This window comes from Diplocloster modestus, from assembly GCF_019042245.1.
Taxonomy (GTDB): domain Bacteria; phylum Bacillota; class Clostridia; order Lachnospirales; family Lachnospiraceae; genus Diplocloster; species Diplocloster modestus.
In genome coordinates this window covers 49,764-68,856 of record NZ_JAHQCX010000024.1, presented here as the reverse complement: position 1 = coordinate 68,856, position 19,093 = coordinate 49,764, and the positions used below count along the sequence as shown (strand labels likewise).

13 protein-coding genes are annotated in these 19,093 nt (G+C 48.4%); 12 read left to right on the top strand and 1 reads right to left on the bottom strand.

What is annotated here, in order from left to right; genetic code table 11:
- Positions 1 to 13 precede the first annotated feature (13 nt).
- From recQ to KTH90_RS22885, 6 genes are all read left to right on the top strand, one after another.
- Entirely contained in the window at positions 14 to 2,416 is a 2,403-nt protein-coding gene (gene recQ / locus KTH90_RS22910) for a DNA helicase RecQ (protein ID WP_238727524.1), read from the top strand.
- Between the two features lie 379 nt (positions 2,417 to 2,795).
- Positions 2,796 to 5,405 (top strand): glycoside hydrolase family 98 domain-containing protein, encoded by a 2,610-nt coding sequence (locus tag KTH90_RS22905; RefSeq protein ID WP_238727523.1) that lies wholly within the window; start codon positions 2,796 to 2,798, stop codon positions 5,403 to 5,405.
- 407 nt (positions 5,406 to 5,812) lie between these two features.
- Positions 5,813 to 7,192 (top strand): ABC transporter substrate-binding protein, encoded by a 1,380-nt coding sequence (locus tag KTH90_RS22900; protein ID WP_158352300.1) that lies wholly within the window; start codon positions 5,813 to 5,815, stop codon positions 7,190 to 7,192.
- 111 nt (positions 7,193 to 7,303) lie between these two features.
- Complete coding sequence (locus tag KTH90_RS22895; RefSeq protein WP_238727522.1) at positions 7,304 to 8,200, top strand: carbohydrate ABC transporter permease; 897 nt, start codon at positions 7,304 to 7,306, stop codon at positions 8,198 to 8,200.
- Between the two features lie 5 nt (positions 8,201 to 8,205).
- On the top strand, positions 8,206 to 9,051 hold the full coding sequence (locus KTH90_RS22890) for a carbohydrate ABC transporter permease (protein WP_158352298.1): 846 nt from the start codon (positions 8,206 to 8,208) through the stop codon (positions 9,049 to 9,051).
- Positions 9,052 to 9,078: 27 nt separating this feature from the next.
- Positions 9,079 to 11,409 carry a glycoside hydrolase family 95 protein gene (locus KTH90_RS22885; protein WP_238727521.1) on the top strand — a complete coding sequence of 777 codons (2,331 nt, stop codon included), beginning with the start codon at positions 9,079 to 9,081 and terminating at the stop codon, positions 11,407 to 11,409.
- A 95-nt stretch (positions 11,410 to 11,504) separates the two neighbouring features.
- On the opposite strand, the gene KTH90_RS22880 is transcribed toward KTH90_RS22885, so the two are convergent.
- Positions 11,505 to 12,506, bottom strand: coding sequence for a LacI family DNA-binding transcriptional regulator (locus tag KTH90_RS22880; protein WP_158352296.1), 1,002 nt, complete (start codon positions 12,504 to 12,506; stop codon positions 11,505 to 11,507).
- A 681-nt stretch (positions 12,507 to 13,187) separates the two neighbouring features.
- On the opposite strand from KTH90_RS22880, the gene KTH90_RS22875 reads away from it, so the two are divergent.
- From KTH90_RS22875 to KTH90_RS22850, 6 genes are all read left to right on the top strand, one after another.
- Positions 13,188 to 14,351, top strand: coding sequence for an iron-containing alcohol dehydrogenase (locus KTH90_RS22875; RefSeq protein ID WP_158352295.1), 1,164 nt, complete (start codon positions 13,188 to 13,190; stop codon positions 14,349 to 14,351).
- 160 nt (positions 14,352 to 14,511) lie between these two features.
- The gene (locus KTH90_RS22870) at positions 14,512 to 15,816 is read left to right on the top strand and encodes a PTS sugar transporter subunit IIC (protein ID WP_238727520.1); all 1,305 of its coding nucleotides are present in this window, start codon (positions 14,512 to 14,514) and stop codon (positions 15,814 to 15,816) included.
- 219 nt (positions 15,817 to 16,035) lie between these two features.
- A complete protein-coding gene (locus KTH90_RS22865) occupies positions 16,036 to 16,341 on the top strand; it encodes a PTS sugar transporter subunit IIB (RefSeq protein ID WP_158352293.1) in 306 nt (101 codons plus the stop codon).
- Positions 16,342 to 16,665, top strand: a complete 324-nt coding sequence (locus KTH90_RS22860; RefSeq protein ID WP_330656169.1) for a PTS lactose/cellobiose transporter subunit IIA — start codon at positions 16,342 to 16,344, stop codon at positions 16,663 to 16,665.
- The gene (locus KTH90_RS22855) at positions 16,662 to 18,089 is read left to right on the top strand and encodes a 6-phospho-beta-glucosidase (RefSeq protein WP_158352292.1); all 1,428 of its coding nucleotides are present in this window, start codon (positions 16,662 to 16,664) and stop codon (positions 18,087 to 18,089) included. Before KTH90_RS22860 ends, KTH90_RS22855 begins: the two co-directional genes overlap by 4 nt.
- A 75-nt stretch (positions 18,090 to 18,164) precedes the next feature.
- Positions 18,165 to 18,710, top strand: a complete 546-nt coding sequence (locus KTH90_RS22850) for a DUF6512 family protein (RefSeq protein WP_158352291.1) — start codon at positions 18,165 to 18,167, stop codon at positions 18,708 to 18,710.
- Positions 18,711 to 19,093: the final 383 nt, after the last annotated feature.

Sequence of the window (19,093 nt, the reverse complement as noted above, 5' to 3'; positions counted from 1 at the left end):
AGGAGGCTGTCAATTGGAGCAGTTAAGTACGAAGTATGGAAAAAAATACGAGCTGTTAAAACAGTATTTCGGATACACGGAGTTTCGGGAAGGGCAGGAGATGTTAATTGACAGCCTGCTAAATGGACAGGATACCCTGGGCATCATGCCGACCGGCGCCGGAAAATCCATCTGTTATCAGATCCCAGCCCTGATGCTTCCTGGAATTACACTGGTGGTATCGCCATTGATTTCTCTGATGAAGGATCAGGTCAGCAGTCTGAACCAGGCGGGGATTCATGCGGCATACCTGAATAGCTCCCTGACTGTGAACCAGTATCGGATGGCCATGCAGTATGCGGCACAGGGGAGGTATAAGATTATCTATGTGGCTCCGGAACGCCTGGAGACGGAAGAGTTCCGGATGTTTGCCTCCCAGGCACAGATTTCCATGGTCTGTGTGGACGAGGCACACTGTGTATCCCAGTGGGGGCAGGATTTCAGGCCCAGTTATCTGAACATATCCAGATTCGTGGATACGCTGCATGTGAGACCGGTAATCGGTGCTTTTACGGCCACCGCCACGAAAGAAGTGCGGGACGATATTATATGTATGCTAAAGCTCTGGAATCCTACGGTTTTAGTCAGCGGGTTTGACCGGAAGAATCTATTTTTCGGCGTACAGACTCCAAAAAATAAATTCGGCGCGTTGCAGGAGTATGTCGTCGGACACGAGGATCAAAGCGGTATTATCTACTGTCTGACCAGAAAAGATGTGGAAGAGGTATGTGAGAGGCTAAGGTCTGCCGGTGTGGCGGCGACCAGATATCATGCAGGGCTTGGGGACCGGGAAAGACAGGAGAACCAGGATGATTTTATCTATGACCGCAGTCCGGTTATGGTCGCGACGAATGCTTTCGGGATGGGGATCGATAAATCCAACGTGCGCTATGTGATCCATTATAATATGCCGAAGAATATCGAAAGCTATTACCAGGAGGCGGGCCGTGCCGGCCGGGATGGCGAGCCATCGGAGTGTATTTTATACTACAGCGGGCAAGACGTGCGGATCCATGAATTTATGATGGATCAGGAGCCGGAGAATGAGGCGCTTTCCTGGGATGAGCGGGAACTGGTGCAGGAGCAGGACAGGATCCGGCTCCGGAAAATGACTTATTACTGTTTTACCAATGACTGTCTGAGAGATTACATACTGCGGTATTTCGGGGAGGAGGGCAGTGGATACTGCGGCAACTGTTCCAACTGCCTGACCGATTATGAGGAAGTAGATATGACGGATATCGCTGCGGATGTGATTACCTGTATCCGTGAATGCCGGCAGCGTTATGGCATCAATGTGATCGTCGGTGTGCTGAGGGGGGAGAACCGGGCGAAGCTGCGCTCCTACGGCCTTACCGGCCTGTCCAGTTTCGGTCTGCGCCGCGGCATGGAAGAAACGAAACTTAAGAATCTGATCAATCAGATGGTGATGGACGGATTTCTGCTGGTGACGCGGGATAAATATATGCTGTTGAAATTAACGGGCAATGCGAAAGAGATACTGGACGGAAATCTGAAAGTAACCATGAAGTGTAAGCCCAGGCAGGAGGAACCGGCTGCTGCGGATAGCACTCAGCAGAAGAGAAGAAAACAGCGGATATCCGATATACTGAACTCCAAAGGATTGGAGCTGTTTGACAAACTGCGGGAAAAACGTCTGGAGATCGCCCGCCAGGAAGGCATGCCTCCCTATATTATTTTCTCCGATAAGACCCTGACGGACATGTGTGTCAAGGTACCGTTAAACAGGGAAGAAATGTTGAACGTAACCGGTGTGGGACAAAATAAATATGAACGCTACGGAGAGAAATTTATCGAGTTTATCCGGGAGTTCAGCGGGGGTGTGCATCAGGTCTATTATTTTGAGGAAGAAAACGGCAAAGCCCCCTCGGTTGAGAGCTACCAAAAGGGTGGATCGGCAAAAACGGTGAGAGTTGAGACGGAGAATGATAACGGCTCTTTAGTACGGAACAGTCAGGATTCCGGCAAAAAGTCAGGACGCCGCTTAAAAGCTGAGTTCATGATGAGTGAGAGAATCGCCTCTCAGATGTATTATTCCGAAAAGTGCACGCTGTCTGAGCTTGTACAGCAGATGAATGACCAACGCGATGCCAGTGTGATGAAACAGATTAAAAATAAGACGATCATGGACCGGCTGATCCGTGAGGGATACGTGCAGGAAACGGTATGCGATGATATCCAGCGCAAGATTATTACGGAAAAAGGCACTGCCCTGGGATTATTTATCGAAAAGAAAGTCAGCCGTGACGGCAATGCATATGATGTGCTGTATTATAACGAAGCGGCGCAGAGAGCGATCGTGGACAGACTGCTGGATGAATGGCGCCTGCCGCTTTCCGAAAATACAGGCGATTAGAGATTCAGGCGAAACCATAGCAGATACTTTGTGTACAAGGCTCAAACGAATAAGGAAACAAGAAAGACTCATGAACCAGACAGTATCACACATAAAAATTGTAAACATTAACTAAAAACAGGATTAAAATCCGTGAATAATATACAAAATTTATAAAACAAGTTGACAAGATCAAAACGAGATAATATACTATGTGAATAGAGAGGAGGTTGTAGGACATAAAAATGAACCGGTTCATTTTTGGGGATATTGAAAGATAATAAAGTAAAGCAGCCATAAACCAGACTTGATATAGAACAGCTATATTCGGAGAGACAGGAATGTATCCCAGATTGATCAGCAGAAATAGGAGGATAAATAAAACACGGAGGTTAATTATATGAAAAAATTTGTTAGTAAAATGTTGATCGCTCTTATGATATGTAATGTTTGCTTGTCACTACTGCCTGCACAGTCGGTAAAGGCATCTTCCGTACCAATGCGGATGACGATTGACAACAGTCATCCACTTCTTATCTCAGCAGTTTATGGAGATCCGACCGATACACTTTGGTATGGGAATACCCTGACCGGGGCCTGGAATGCGATACCGGATGATGTGAAGCCTTATTCAGTCATCGAGCTGCATCCCGGTAAGATCTGTAAACCTACCAGCTGTATTCCGAAGGATACCCCGGAACTGCGTGCCTGGTACATAAAAATGCTGGAGGAAGCGCAGGCTCACGACATACCGGTAATGCTGGTAATCATGTCAGCAGGAGAGAGAAATACGGTACCGGTAAGCTGGCTGGAAGAACAATTTAAAAACTACTCTGTGTTAAAAGGTGTGCTCAACATTGAGAATTACTGGATCTATAATAATGATCTGGCCACCCACAGCGCCGCTTATGTGGAGGCGTGTGCGAAGTACGGAGCCTATTTTATCTGGCATGACCACAAGGAGAGCTGCTGGGAGAGTATCATGAGTAACACGGCTTTCTATAATGCGTGCAAACAGTATAAGGATAATGTAATTCTGGCTTTCAAAAATACGCCGATTGCCGAGGACGCCAGAACGGACAGCATCATAAACGGTTACTGGCTGTCTGACTTATGCGGAAACTGGGGCGGTTCGATGGACACCTGGAAATGGTGGGAGAAGAATTACCGGCAGGCTTTCCAGGGATCCGGAAGAGACCTGAGGTCTTACTGCTCCGAGCCTGAGGCTATGCTGGGGATGGAAATGATGAACATCTACGCAAACGGCGGTACAGTTTATAACTTTGAGTGCCCGGCCTATACTTTTGCGTCCAATGATACGGCAACCCCTGCGTTTACGAAAGCGATCGTACCGTTTTTCCGGTATACGGTGAGCCATCCGGCCCCCTCGAAGCAGGAGGTCCTGGACCGTACGAAGGTGGCGTACTGGAGCAAAGACGGGGGAATCAGCGGTCTGGGCAATTTTTATAACGGACTGTCCTCGGATGACGAATCGATGCCGCTGTATGATACGGGAAGATACCACATTATTCCGATCATCCCGAAACAAGTTACACAAACGGAGATCAGTGAGAAATTCCCGGGGATTGACATTGTAACGAAAAATTCTTCCGTACTTACAGATAAAGTCCCATATTTTAACTCCAAGTATCCAAAGATGTATGATGGCACAGCTTTTGCACAATTGATGGGTAGCCGTTGGTTTATATATAACAGCAACGCGAATGTAGATATAAACCAGACGGCAGAGCTGCCGCTGTATACGAATACCTGCAGCGAGGTTGATCTGGAAATGACGCCGCATACCTACGCGATCGTGGAGGAACAAAGTGATTCGCTCCATATCATCCTTAATAATTACCGGGTTGATAAAACTGAATTGTGGCAGCGGACCGGTGACTGGTCCTCCAGCTGGGGACAGGGCGAGGTCAATATCGCCAACTGGGTGCGGGACAGCTATGCGCCAAATCCTCAGGACACAGAACTGCGAACGACCACAGTGACGGTCAAAGGCCATACTGGGGAAGCGCAGCCGGTACTGGCGATTATGGGTGACGAAGGTCATTATCAGTATACGGAGGATTGGGACGCACAGGGACAGACGTATACGGTGGTGATTAACCACAACGGCTCTGTGGACATGACGATAAATGCCGCAGGAGACGGGCCGAACCCGGCCCCTTCGCCTGATCCCTACGAGGAGCCGAACATTGCGCTGAATAAGACAGCGACACAGAGCAGCACACTCTACGGAGCAGGTCCGGAGCGGGCTGTAGATGGTAATGCGGATGGAGATTACGGACATGGGTCGGTTACGCATACGGACAATGAAGCACAGGCCTGGTGGATGGTAGACCTGGGAAGTCTCTACCGTGTCGGCGGGATCGAGGTGTTTAACCGTACAGACTTTTGCAGTGACAGATTAAGCGACTTTACGGTCTCTGTTCTGGATTCCCAGCAGAACTCAGTATGGAACAGCCATCAGACAACCTGTCCGCAGCCCAGTGTAAAGGTGGATGCGCAGGGGGCTTTGGGGAGATATGTGAAGATACAGCTGACCGGTAAAAATAATTTAAGCCTTGCGGAAGTTAAGGTAAACGGGATTCGTGAGAACGTGGCGCTGCATAAGACAGCGACACAGAGCAGTACCCTTTATGGGGCCGGTCCTGCGCGGGCGGTGGACGGCAATACGGACGGAGCATACGGGAACGGATCCGTTACCCATACGGATAATAATAATCAGCCCTGGTGGATGGTGGATCTGGGTAATACTTATAACCTCAGCGAGGTGGTGATCTATAATAGGACGGATACCGCATCCAACCGTCTCAGCAATTATCGGGTGTCCATATTGAATGCGGATCAGGAGATGGTCTGGAGTCAGGAACAGACAGATTATCCGAATCCCAGTATATCGCTGCCGGTGAACGTGGCTGGAAAATATGTGAAGGTAGAATTGTTGGGCAAGAACTATTTGAGCCTGGCCGAAGTACAGGTATTTGCGAATTAGTGTTTTGCTGAACCGTAGACAAACACACTTCACAAGTGGTAATAACTGCTTATAGAAACGGATTTTTAAAATAATAATTTGAAAAAGGGAAGGCTGGGTGTTGAAAATACTGCCGACTGCCAGCCTTTCTGCTTTCTGCGGGTTTTGTGAAAATTGATTATAAAAAGGTAAAACAATTAAGAGAAAATATATAAATTAGATAAAAACAATTGACATGAATGGTGGGATTTGATATATTAAACGTAGAAATGTTTCGTGACGTATCAAATAAGAGAGGTAGAATTCGAAAAAAATGAACCGGTTCAACTTTTGCCTCTGGTCCCCGGCGCGAGAAATTTCCCATATGGGCTTGAAGGTGATTTGTTCTTAAAAGGTGGTTTTCATTGCAAAGAAAGAGAGGAAAAATTATGAAAATTAGAAAAGTATTGGCGGTTTTTTTAGCAGCGGTCATGGCTGCCGGGATAATGACGGGATGCGGGAATAAGAAGGCGGAGAATACGAGCGGGGACGATACACAGAAGCCTGCCCAAACGCAGACCGCAGCGCCTGCCGCCACAGATCAGGTGGATACGAAGGACAAAGAACCGGTTACTTTGAATTATTGGACCTGGTTCCCAAGCACGGACCAGATCGATGAGACGATCAAGGCATTTGAGAAGGAGAATCCGGATATCAAGATCAACATGACGGTAATGGAAAGCAAGGCGTTTCAGGAGAAGGTTCCGCTGGCGCTGAGCACGGAAGAGGATATTGATATCATCGGTGTGCAGCCCTCCGCATTTGCCGAGGAGGTCCAGGATTACCTGGCAGATCTGGATGAGCTGATGCCGGCTGCCGCAGGGGATGACTGGAAGTCCAAATATTCAGAAAAATGCCTGGAACAGGGCAATCAGCTGACAGACGGCAAGACCAAACTTCTGGTTCTGACGAATTCCGGCTCGATGATCGGCTTTTATAATGTGGCGCTGCTGAATGAGATCGGTGCCCAGGTCCCGACGACGCTTCAAGAATACAAAGCGGTTGCCGAAAAATTAAAAGCAAAATATCCGGATAAGCTGGCCGGAGTATTCGCCGGTAAGGATGCCTGGGTAATGGATGAGATGATGCTGACTGTTTTAGGGCAGCAGGGCGATTATTATAATAAATGGAGATATGACAGCGCTCCCGTAGACAGCCCCGAATTCATTCAGGCTATGAACGGCCTGAAGAAATATTTTGACGAGGGAGTATTCTCCGCCGACATTCTGGATCTGGATTACGCCAGCGCCACAGAAGAATTCACAAATGGGAATGCGCTTGTGTATTACATGGGTTCCTGGGAGGCACCTCTGCTGTCAAAGTCACTGAGGGAAAAGAATGGGATTGACCTGGAAGACGTAGGGGCTATGGCACTGCCGGTTGCCGAGCAAGGCGGAAAAGCGACGGTTCGTTCGTATATTGATTCCGGTATCGGCGTAGTAGACTATTCGGAGAAAAAGGAAGCGGCTGCAAAATTCGTAGCATATGTAACGGTAGGAGCGGGAGCCGATATTTTTGGAAAACAGCTGACCGGAACATCGGCAAAGAAAGATTTTACGGTTGATGAATCGTTATTTGCCTCCGATGCCGCGAAAGACGGCTGGAATACCATCGTGGATCTGATCAATACCGCAAGTGCGGACAGAAATAATGTATCCGGTTATTCGGACGTAGAGGGAGCCGGCGTACAAAGTGTTATGAACGGTACGAAGTCTGCGGAGGATGTATGCAAGGATCTTCAGAAAGAGTGGACCAGCGGGAAGTATTGATTGTCTAAGGATTCATGTTTAGGGTTTAAATATTTATAGAATATGTTCCTTCCCGCGGCTGCCGGTACCAGGCAGCCGCGGGGACGGCCAACTAAATGAGGTGATAGGCGGATGGCGGGAAAAAGCAGGTCCGGAAGGATCGTACATAGAAATAACAAGGCAGGATTTCTGTTCTTGATGCCGCTGATCGTAATCTTTATCGGTCTGCTGGGGTATAGTTTCTACTTTTTGATAACCAACAGTTTTCAGAATGTGACGATTTCGTTCAAACATTCTGAATTCGTGGGATTGTCAAATTATAGAACAATTATGGTCGATAAAGGATTCTGGCGTTCTCTTCTGAACACGTTTCTGCTGTCGGCTGCTAATATTTTCTGCGGGTTAACCCTGGGGTTTCTGGTAGCCGTGATATTAAATTTTAAGCTGAAAGGAAAAAGATTCTTTCACGCATTGTTCTTTATACCGTCGATGCTGCCGATCGCACTTATGGCTGCGGTGTTTGGCTCCATGCTGGAATATAAGAACGGAATCGTAAACCAGCTGCTGCGGGGGGCTGGGCTGGGGGCGCTGGCTCAGAGATGGCTTGCGGATCCGCGGCTGGCGATTTGGTCGGTTTGTTCAGTTTCTGTTTTTCTGATCGGAATCCCGATTATGTATTATACGTCGGATTTGACCACGATCAGTGACAGTGTGCTGGAAGCGGCCACCATGGACGGGGCTAAGATGAGACATCAGCTTTTGCTGGTCATTTATCCTATGCTGAAAAACACCCACAGGACCATTATCCTGTCGATGCTCCTGGGAGGTTTCCGGGAAATGGAACGGGTTTTCCTGATGACGGACGGCGGACCAGGGGGAACCACAGAGATCATAGGAACCTATATATACCGGGCTTCCCGCTCGGCAGGATCCAATATCGGGCTGGTATGCGCAGCGTCGGTCATCGTATTGGTGATCGCGTTTATCATATCCTTTATACAGCTTAAGGCTACCGGAAAGGAAGGATAGGGCAGATGAAGAAGAGCAAAGAAAAAACGGCAGGCGGCGATTTATTCAATATATCAAAAGGCAACCGGGTGGGCATGGTCCTGTTTTTGGCGTTTATGACCCTGATCTGGGCTGTACCGGTCTATTCCCTGTTGAAAGATTCCCTTAAGGTAAACGGTCTGGCCAATTACAGCTTTGTACTGACGAATAAGGTGAATGGTGTTTCCTTTTACCGATATTTTATCAACTCTATTATCAATGCTGTGTGCGCCAGCTTCCTTCTGGTTGCGATCTGTTCTTTTGCGGGATTTGCCTTCTCCAAGATTGAGTTCGCGGGCCGGAAATTAATCTATAATATGATTATCATGTGCCTGGCAATCTCCGGGCCGATCCTGATTATCCCGCTGTTCTACATCTACAAGATCTCGCATTTGTATAATACCCATACGGCGGTAATCTTGTCGGAATGTCTGATTACGATCCCGTTCGGGGTATTGATGATGAAGAATTTCTTTGATGGGCTTCCGGAGGATCTGATGGAATCTGCAAATGTGGACGGAGCATCCATAGGGCGGACCTTTTTCAGCATTTATTTTCCGCTGTCAAAGCCTGCAATCGTGAATCTGGCGGTACTGCAGGTCATGTGGTCCTTTCAGGACTTCCTCTTTCCGCTTATGTTCCTCACAAAGGATGAGGCTTACACCACTACGGTAGCAGTAAACGCATTTAAAGGAGCCTACGGGATGTCTCCCCAGAGCCTTGGGCGCTATAATGCCGCATTGGTACTGATCTCGATACCGACGATCCTGATATTTGTGTTCGCACAGAGATTCATTGTAAATGGTATCACTTCCGGCGCGGTAAAAGAATAGGAAATGGAAAAACGTATGGAGGTAAAGATGAATACAAAATTATGGTACCGGCAGCCGGCAGAATCCTTTCGGGAAGCGTTGCCTCTGGGTAATGGGAGTATGGGGGCAATGGTCTATGGAAAAGTGCCGGCGGAGGAGGTACTTCTTAATCTGGATACTTTCTGGTCGGGCACGGGGACCGGAGAGGAAAAGGTTGTCCCCCGGGAGGGGCTCCGGCAGGTGAGAGAGCTGGTCTTTGGGGGAAACTACAAAGCGGCCCAGGAATATCTGGAAAAGGATATGCTGGGCCATTATAATGAATCTTATATGCCGTTCGGCATTCTGAAAATCACCTATTCAGATGTGGAGTCATACAAAAATTATATGCGTATGCTGGATCTTAAGACCGCTGTCGTGACGACCGGTTTTCAGACGGAGGATAATGAATATCGCAATGAGATGTTTCTGTCTTATCCGGACCAGGTGCTGGCGGTCCGGATCACAAGCGCGGTAAGAAAGAACCTGAATCTAAGGATATCCCTGTCCAGCCGGATCAGGTATGTTCTGAATGCCGAAGAGGAGGGCTGCCTGATCATGACAGGAAATGCCCCTTCCCATGTAGAACCAAACTATGTCAAAATTGAAGATCCTATTACATATGGGGATCCCGGGCCAGGAATGGCATTCTGCGGTTATCTGCGGGTTAGGATTCAGGGCGGGACGCTTTCTTTTGGTCAGGACGGTATTAAGGTGGAAGGCGCGTCTGCCGCAGAGCTTTATTTCACGGCAGCGGATGGATATGAAGGGTACAAAAAACCTGTTGATGAGGCAGCAAAGCACTGTGTGGAAAAATGTGATAAGCGGCTGCGGCAGGTTTTTTCCAGGACTTATCTGGAATTACGGACACGCCATATCGAAGACTATCGTTCTGTTTACAAAGACACAGAATTTGATTTGGGAGAACCGGAACAGGCAGTCCCCACGGATGTACGGCTGCAGAACCTTAAAAATGGCGCCGAAGACAAAGGATTGTACTGCCTTTATTTTCACTATGGCAGATATCTGATGGTGTCCAGCTCCCGGACCGGCTCACAGCCGGCGAATCTGCAGGGGATCTGGAGCGATAGTCTTAGGCCGGCTTGGAGCAGTAACTGGACTACCAATATCAACATCGAAATGAATTATTGGCCGGCCGGAATGTGTAATCTGATGGAATGTTATGAACCGCTTGTAAAGCTGGTGGAAGAATTAAGCGATGCAGGGCGCCGGACGGCCCAAAGCCAATGCCGGTGCCGCGGCTGGGCGGCTAACCACAACGTGGATCTGTGGCGGCAGACCGATCCGGTAGACGGACTGGCAAAGTATGCGTATTGGCCGATGGGAGGCGTATGGCTCAGCGGCCAGATCTACGATTACTATAAATATACACAGGATGTGCAGTACCTCAGAACGCATATTTATCCGGCCATGAGAGGCGCGGCGTTGTTCTGTCTGGATTGGCTGATACCGGGAGAAGATGGGCGTTACCATACCTGTCCTTCCACTTCACCGGAAAATGTGTTTCTGGATGATGCGGACCAACCGTGCAGCGTCAGTTATTCCAGTACGCTGGATATCGCCCTGATCAGGGAACTGTTTAAAAATTTCATCGATGCAAGTGAAAAGCTGCAGACAGAAGATGAGATCGTATCTCAGGTCCGGGAACGGCTGGCGCATCTGCCGGAATACCAGATAGGGAAATATGGACAGCTTCAGGAATGGATTCTGGACTTTGAGGAAGCTGATCCGGGACACCGGCATTTTTCGCCGTTATTTGCTTTTCATCCTGGTACGACCATTCATAAATATGATGATCCAAAGCTGGTAGACGCGTGCAGGGCTTTTATCCAGCGGAGATTGGAATATGGGGGAGGCGTGATCGGATGGAGCTGCGCCTGGCTGATTAATTTGTATGCCAGACTGTGTGATGGGGAAAATGCGCTTCAGTATTTAAGGCAGCTTCTCAAGGCATCCACGTATGAGAATCTCTTTGATTTCCATCCTCCCCTGGGAGAGGGGGATGGGGAATATGAAACCTTCCAGATCGACGGGAACCTGGGTGGAATCAGCGGGATCGCCAATATGCTGCTGCAAAGCCACCTGGGTGTGATCGAACTGCTTCCCGCCCTCCCGGCAGAGTGGGAACATGGCTCGGTGAGGAGGCTGCTGGCGGAGCGCGGCGTATCGGTGGATATTACGTGGAGAGATGGCCGGGTCCTGACCGCAGATTTTATCTCGGACATTGCGCAGGAGATAGATGTGATTTATCCCTGTTTAAATGAACCGGTTCGGATTTCCTTGAAAAAAAAGGAACGCTATTATCTGGCACCGGAATATTAAAATAAGAGGATTGCCAAACAAAGGTTATAATCAGATATGGCAGGAACGGTTTACCCTGCTGTTATAACAGCAGCGATAGCACAGGAGAGTAACGCTTACAGTGGGCGGATACTCTCCTTATAATATATAGCGGGCTTATGCACGATGACCTGAGGGTAATCGGAATAATCCCCCTGGATACGTTTAAAGAGCAGTTTGGCAGCATTCAGGCCCATAAGATCCACAGGCTGTTCGGCAAAAGAAAGCGGAGGATTGACCACGTTGGCCAGCGGAAAATTATCAAAACCGATAACGGAAATATCCTCCGGGATCTTTAAATTCAAATAATTGATGGCCAGATAAGCGCCGATCGTCATGTCATAATTGCTGATAAATACGGCGGTGGGGCGCTCTTTCAGCCGGCAGAGACGGAGCATAGCATCATAACCGCCTTCTGTCGTATAATTTCCACATTGGATATAATCATCTTGAATGGAATAGCCTGCTTCGGACAGAGCCGTTTTGTAACCTTTCAGACGGCCTTTGGTGGTATAGTGCTTGGCATCACCGATCAATATACCGATTTTTTCGTGTCCCAGTTTAATGAGATGGCTCACAGGCTCATAGCTTGCCAATTCGTTATCCAGGACGATGCCGTCCGTCTCACAGCCGACGATAATCTGATCAATGATGACCAGAGGGGTGTGATTAGCCTGAATCAGCTGAATCTGCCGTCCATCTGAGGCATAGGGGATCAGGACGATACCGTCTACCAGACGGTCCAGCAGGAATTCCGCTTTTTTAAGCTCCATCGCTTCGTCATTGTGGCATTCACAGACGATTACACTGTAGCCCTTTGGCAGCAGATATTGCTCGATGGAGGAAATCATGGAGGTACAGAAGGTGGAGGTAAGCATGGGGACCAGCACGGCAATGGAGAAAGTCTGCGCGTTGCGCAGTCCCTTTGCTATGTTATTGGGCCGGAAATGGAGCTTTTCAATGGCATCCTCAATCAGGATACGGTTGGCTTCTTTGACAGGAGTGCCATTGATGTATTTGGATACGGTGCCGAGGGATAAACCGGAGAGCGCCGCAACGTCACGGATAGTCGATGCCAAGGGATCACCTCTTTTCTTTCCATATTAGCGAAACAGGGAGGGAAAGTCAATAAGCGTGAGATGATGTTTTGGATTTAGAATCAAACGGAACAAGCCCGTTGAACTTTTCTGCTTTAGAAAGACGTTCACGGTCAAATTTAGGGGAGACTGTCCGAAAACTAAATAAGTTATTTTTACTAAGGTCCGGGAAGAGAGGAACGCGGCGGGGCCTTGGAACCGGGCGGCTCATCTTGTGGGGGCAAATCACTTCGACCGGACCTAAGAACGGCTAACTCCGAAGACAGGAGAACCTCTTATTGGCAGGACCCGGAACAAACTCGCCAAAGGACGGCTCGGACAGTGTTCCGGGCCCTGCGAGGTTCTCCTGCCTTCTACGTAAGCCGTTCTAAGGTCCGGTCTCAAGTGATCATATGTTTTTTTCTTAGGTATAAATAATCCTCCTTTTGATGGAGGAATCCACTTACCAAGAACATCATAGCACGAGAAGTGTAAGACTAAAATCAGCAAACACGAATTTAAACGGTGAAACAAGAATTAAGTATTATATTTTAGGAAAATGAAGCATTTATAGCTTGACTTTCAGTTAACTTTAAGTTTTATACTCATGTTAGAGGAGGAAAGGTTCATACGTTATAGCAACAGAAAAACATTTCCCAATCATAAATCAAAGGAGTGGTCTAAATGCAGTTTCAATATTTTATACCCACCAGAATTCTATTTGGAAAGGGGGAGCTGTCCAATCTGCATAAGCAGCAGCTGCCCGGAAAAAAGGCGCTTATCGTAACATCTGCCGGAAATTCAGTGAAGAAATATGGATACTTGAGCCGACTGGAAGAGCAACTTGAGCAGGCGGGGATATCCCATGTGCTGTTTGATAAGATCCTTCCGAATCCTATTAAGGAACATGTGATGGAAGGGGCGGCTCTGGCCAGGGAAAACGGCTGTGATTTCGTCATCGGCCTGGGAGGCGGCAGCAGTATCGATTCCGCGAAGGCGGTCGCTGTAATGGCCGCAAATGACGGGGATTACTGGGATTATATATCCGGCGGCAGCGGGAAAGGAAAAGAACTGCTGGTGAAGCCGCTGCCTATCGTGGCCATCACGACAACGGCCGGCACAGGGACAGAAGCGGATCCGTTTGCTGTGGTGACGAATGGGCAGGAGAAGATCGGATTTGGCTGCGATGGCACTTTTCCGGTTCTGGCTGTCGTTGATCCGGAACTGATGATGTCGATCCCCCCGCATCTGACGGCATATCAGGGGTTTGACGCGCTGTTCCACAGCACGGAAGGTTATATTAGCAAAGCCGCCAATGAGGTCAGTGATCTGTTCGCGTTAAGAGCCATAGAACTAATCGGCCAGAGCCTGGCCAAAGCAGTTGAAAACGGCAGTGATCCGGATGCGAGAGCAGATGTGGCGCTGGCCAATACGCTGGCCGGTATGGTGGAATCCACTTCCGGCTGTATTTCCGAACATTCCATGGAACATGCCATGAGTGCCTATCATCACCAGCTGCCTCATGGAGCGGGGCTGATCATGATCAGCAGGGAATATTACACGTTTATGGCAGAATCAAAATCATGTGATGGGAGGCTGGTCACTATGGCGAAGGCTCTGGGATTCAAAGACGCCAAAGAGCCAATGGATTTTGTAAAAGCCCTGACAGACCTGCAGAAAGCCTGCGGTGTGGACCAGCTGAAGATGAGCGGCTATGGTATTACGCTGGAAGAGCTCCCGCAAATGGCCGCGAACGCAAAAGAAACTATGGGCGGACTCTTTGCGGGTGATCCTACATTCGTGAGTGTAGAGGCGGCAGCGGAAATTTACCGCCGATCCTATCGGTAAACTTAATCGGATATCAGTTAGAAAGGGCCGGAGCGTTCCGGCTCTTTTTTATTCAATATTTCGCGGCAAAGCTTTTTAAATGAAAACAAACATAACGGGCAATGTATAAAACAATGGAAAGGAACAGAAACTAAGCCAGAATTTAGTAAAGGAGAACATTATGAAGGATTTTTTTGATAAGCTGCTGGATAAGTTTATGCAGGCGGCCAGTACAAAATCGATAACGGCTTTGAAGGATGGATTTGTTTTGACCATGCCGATCACGCTGATCGGATCCCTGTTTTTATTAATCGCCAACCTGCCGTTTTCCAACTATGCGGGATTCATGGAGAAGACCTTTGGTGCGCAGTGGAATGTGGGGCTGAATCAGGTTTCGGCCTGTACCTTTGATATACTGGCGATTATTATAGCCATCGGGATCGGTTATGCCTACGCAAAAAATGAGGGGTGTGACGGGATATCCAGCGGTATCTTATCCCTGGTTTCCTTTTTGATCGTCTCTGCGTCTTCTGTCGTGACCGAGGGCGGCGAGGTAGTAGGCAGCGTGATTCCCCGGGGCTGGACCGGCGGAAATGGAGTGATTGCGGCGATTATTGTGGGGCTGCTGGCCAGCAAGATTTTCTGCTTTTTTGTAAAGAGGAAAATTACCATTAAGATGCCGGCCGGAGTACCGGAAGGGGTGGCCAATGCATTTACCACACTGATCCCGGGCTTTGTGATCATCCTGCTGTCCATGATCGTTTATCAGATCTGTATGGCATTGGCAGGTCTGTCATTAACCGAGCTGATCTTTGAACTCTTCCAGGTGCCGATGCAGAATTTGAGTGATACTCTTGCGGGAGGTATCGTGATAGTGCTGCTGATCTCTCTTCTGTTCTGGGCCGGCCTGCATGGACCGAATATCGTGATGGGTGTTATGGCGCCGATCCTGACGGCCAACGCCCTGGCTAATCAGGCGTTGGTGGATTCCGGGACCGCCCTGGTGGTGGAGAACGGGGCTAAGATTATGACGCCGCAGGTGATCGATAACTTTGTGAAATTCGGAGGCACCGGGATTACGCTGGGACTTTTGCTGGCTGCATTGCTGACAGCCAGATCCAGGCAGATGAGGGAAATCTCCAAGTTATCCGTCATCCCCGGATTCTTCAATATCAACGAACCGGTTATATTCGGTCTGCCGATAGTATTTAACCCGATCATGCTGATTCCATTTCTGGTAGTACCGCTGGCAGCGCTTTTGATTACCTACGGTGCCACGGCAATTGGTTTTCTGCATCCGTTTAACGCGGTGCAGGTGCCCTGGACTACGCCGCCGGTGATTTCCGGATTTATTCTGAACGGCTGGAGGGGAGCGCTGGTGCAGCTGATCATCCTCGTTCTTTCGGTGATCGTATATTTACCATTTATGAGAAAACAGGATACCCAGTATCTGGAGTCGGAACATGCGGCGCAAGAACAGGGATAAAGGCCCGTATCCCATGTAAGCGGCTGGACAACAGCCGTAAGTACTCATTAGCAACAAAATATAGGCGGCAGATTGTATTAGATAAAATAGATGAATATAAATAGTATGGATAACCACCAATAGAATCGGAAGAACAATAATTATAGAAGCAAAAAACAATAAATAGAATTGAAAAAACAACGAAAAGGATAGAAATAAACAGAGAATGGAGCGGTTGCAATGAAAAAGATTATATTAATGTGTAACGCAGGTATGTCGACCAGTATGCTGGTCAGTAAAATGAGAGAAGCGGCCGAGGCACAGGAATACGATTGTACAATTGAAGCCTGTCCGGTTTCAGATCTGAACGCGGCAGCCGGGGCAGATGTCATATTGCTGGGCCCCCAGGTGCGTTTTCAGTTATCCAAGGTACAAAAAGCATTCCCGGATATCCCGGTGGACGCCATTTCCCCGATGGATTATGGTATGGTGAAGGGGGATCATGTACTAAAGGCGGCAAGGAAACTGATGAAGGAGACGATATAAGTGAACGAAGAAATGGAAACCATCTGCTTTCAGATCATATCCTTTGCGGGGGATGCCAAATCCTGTTATATGGAAGCGATCCAGGAAGCCAAACAGAAAAATTTTGAACAGGCCGGCCTGCGGATTCAGGAGGGGGACAAGAGCTTCGCGCAGGGCCATCACGTGCATGCAGAACTGATCAGAAGGGAATGCTCCGGGGAACCTGTTCCGGTAGGCCTTGTGCTGATCCACGCGGAGGATCAGATGATGAGCGCTGAGATGACGAAAATGATGGCAGAAGAGTGGATCGACTGGTATCGGAATATGGAGGGAGAACGGGTATGAGTCTGCCGGAGAATTTTCTGTGGGGAGGCGCCGTAGCGGCCCATCAGCTGGAAGGCGCCTGGCAGGAGGGCGGTAAGGGTGTCAGCATCGCGGATGTGATGACAGCGGGGGCGCATAAAGTCCCCAGGCGGATCACCGACGGAGTTCTGGATACAGAATACTATCCTAACCACGATGGAATTGATTTTTATCATCATTTCCGTGAGGATATCGCTTTGTTCGCGGAGATGGGATTCCGCTGCTTTCGGACCTCCATTGCCTGGACGAGAATCTATCCGACGGGGGAAGAAGACAGCCCCAATGAAGCCGGACTGCAGTTTTATGACGAGCTTTTTGATGAACTGCACGATAAGGGAATCGAACCGGTAGTCACCTTGAGTCACTTTGAAATGCCGTACCATCTGGCCAAAAAATACGGCGGTTTCCGAAGCCGGAAGCTGATCGATAGTTTTGTAAAATTCAGTGAAACTGTCATGCGGCGTTATAAAGATAAAGTGAAATACTGGATGACTTTCAACGAGATCAACAATCAGACCGCGGTGGAAACTCCGGTCTTTGGATTTACTTGTTCCGGTGTACTCTATCAGGAGGATGAAAATAAAATACAGACAATGTGGCAGGCGGTTCATCATGAACTGGTGGCCAGCGCGAAAGTGGTGAAGCTTGGCCATGAGATAAATCCGGATTTTCAGATCGGCTGCATGCTGGCCGTAGTTCCGGTTTATCCCTATTCCTGTAATCCGGCCGATGTGATGCGCTCGGTGGAAGTGATGCACGAGAGATTTGCGTTCGGGGATGTATTCGTAAGGGGATACTACCCGGAATATTTGAAGAAAATGTGGGAACAGAAAGGATATCAGATCCGGATAGAGCCGGGTGACGAAGAGATTCTGAAGCAGGGGACAGTAGATTACATTGGTTTCAGCTACTATATGTCCGCGGCGGTGAAAGCAGGTGTACAGCTGCCGGACGAGACAGACAGCGGATTTGCCGGAAGTGTGAGAAATCCGTACGTGAAAGCATCAGAATGGGGGTGGCAGATCGATCCCGTAGGACTTCGCTATGCGCTGAATATTCTCTATGAGCGGTATCAGAAACCATTGTTCATTGTGGAGAACGGCTTTGGCGCGGAAGATGTGCCGGACGAGGATGGGTTTATTCAGGATGACTACCGGATACAGTATCTCAAAGCCCATATTCAGGAGATGAAGAAAGCCGTGGAGCTGGACGGAGTAAATGTCATGGGATACACAGCCTGGGGATGTATCGATGTCATTTCATTCGGAACGGGTGAGATGAAGAAACGGTATGGGTTTATCTACGTGGATAAGGATAATGAAGGGAACGGCTCTCTTAAGAGATCCCGGAAGCGTTCGTTCAACTGGTACCGGCAGGTGATTGAGAGCAATGGGGAGAAACTTTAGTTATTTACGGCAGATCAGCCGCCGGTATGGCAGGGCTGTGTAGTGTGAGAATAGGAAAGAAAAGGAGGAGGCAGTTTGCTGAGAAGAACAGCGGTTATTTATGAAGTATGCGGATTCCTGTTTGTGGTGGCAGTGGGAACTCTGCTGCATTTTGTCTATCAATGGAGCGGTAATTCAGTGATCGTGGCTGCGGCCGCGCCCGTAAATGAATCTACCTGGGAACATTTGAAAATGCTCTATCTGCCCTTTTTGGTTTATGCTGTGTTTGAGTACTACAGGGTCGGAAAAAATTATCCCAGGTACTGGTTTGGAAAAGCCGCAGGAGCCAGCGCGGGAATCGGTACGATTCTGATATTGTTTTATACGTACACAGGAATCTTGGGCACCAATTATCTGATACTGGATATCCTGACGTTTCTGGCCGGCGTCATCGTAGCCTGCCGCTTAAGCTGGAACCTTTTCCGGGATGAGAGGGAACATGAGGGATATGTGACACTGAGTTTGGTAGTCTTGCTGGCCTGGCTGCTGGCTTTTATCGTTTTTACGTATGTTCCGCCTAAGATCCAGCTTTTTCAGGACCCAATAACCGGCAGTTTCGGGGTCCTTGACCGGTATCGGTAAGATCCGTTGCCCGGCAAAGCCTGGACCCTCTGGTCAGTAAATATGGCAGAGGGTACCACTTTGCAGTGTTTCAGAATAGAAAAAGTATTTAATATAGAAGGGGCTGGAAGAAATTGTCAATTTCTGAAGATATTTTAAGATCACTTTCCCTTGTTGACTGGAAGGATTTGTAATATAATAAAATTTGTCTTAAGACCAGCAGGCAGAATGAGTCTGCAGATCTACATGAAAAATGTGAATGATGAAACGCGTAAAACGAAACGCGAAAAAATGCGAAATTGAAATACGAAAAATGAAACGCGAAAAATGAAATACGAAAAATGAAATACGAAAAATAAAGAAGTGTGTAAATATACATAGATCGAAAAAGACAGTGGAAAGCG

Coding starts and splice junctions, on each gene's coding strand:
- KTH90_RS22905 (WP_238727523.1), top strand. CDS start 2,796: ATGAAAAAATTTGTTAGTAAAATGTTGATCGCTCTTATGATATGTAAT.
- KTH90_RS22900 (WP_158352300.1), top strand. CDS start 5,813: ATGAAAATTAGAAAAGTATTGGCGGTTTTTTTAGCAGCGGTCATGGCT.
- KTH90_RS22895 (WP_238727522.1), top strand. CDS start 7,304: ATGGCGGGAAAAAGCAGGTCCGGAAGGATCGTACATAGAAATAACAAG.
- KTH90_RS22890 (WP_158352298.1), top strand. CDS start 8,206: ATGAAGAAGAGCAAAGAAAAAACGGCAGGCGGCGATTTATTCAATATA.
- KTH90_RS22885 (WP_238727521.1), top strand. CDS start 9,079: ATGAATACAAAATTATGGTACCGGCAGCCGGCAGAATCCTTTCGGGAA.
- KTH90_RS22875 (WP_158352295.1), top strand. CDS start 13,188: ATGCAGTTTCAATATTTTATACCCACCAGAATTCTATTTGGAAAGGGG.
- KTH90_RS22870 (WP_238727520.1), top strand. CDS start 14,512: ATGAAGGATTTTTTTGATAAGCTGCTGGATAAGTTTATGCAGGCGGCC.
- KTH90_RS22865 (WP_158352293.1), top strand. CDS start 16,036: ATGAAAAAGATTATATTAATGTGTAACGCAGGTATGTCGACCAGTATG.
- KTH90_RS22855 (WP_158352292.1), top strand. CDS start 16,662: ATGAGTCTGCCGGAGAATTTTCTGTGGGGAGGCGCCGTAGCGGCCCAT.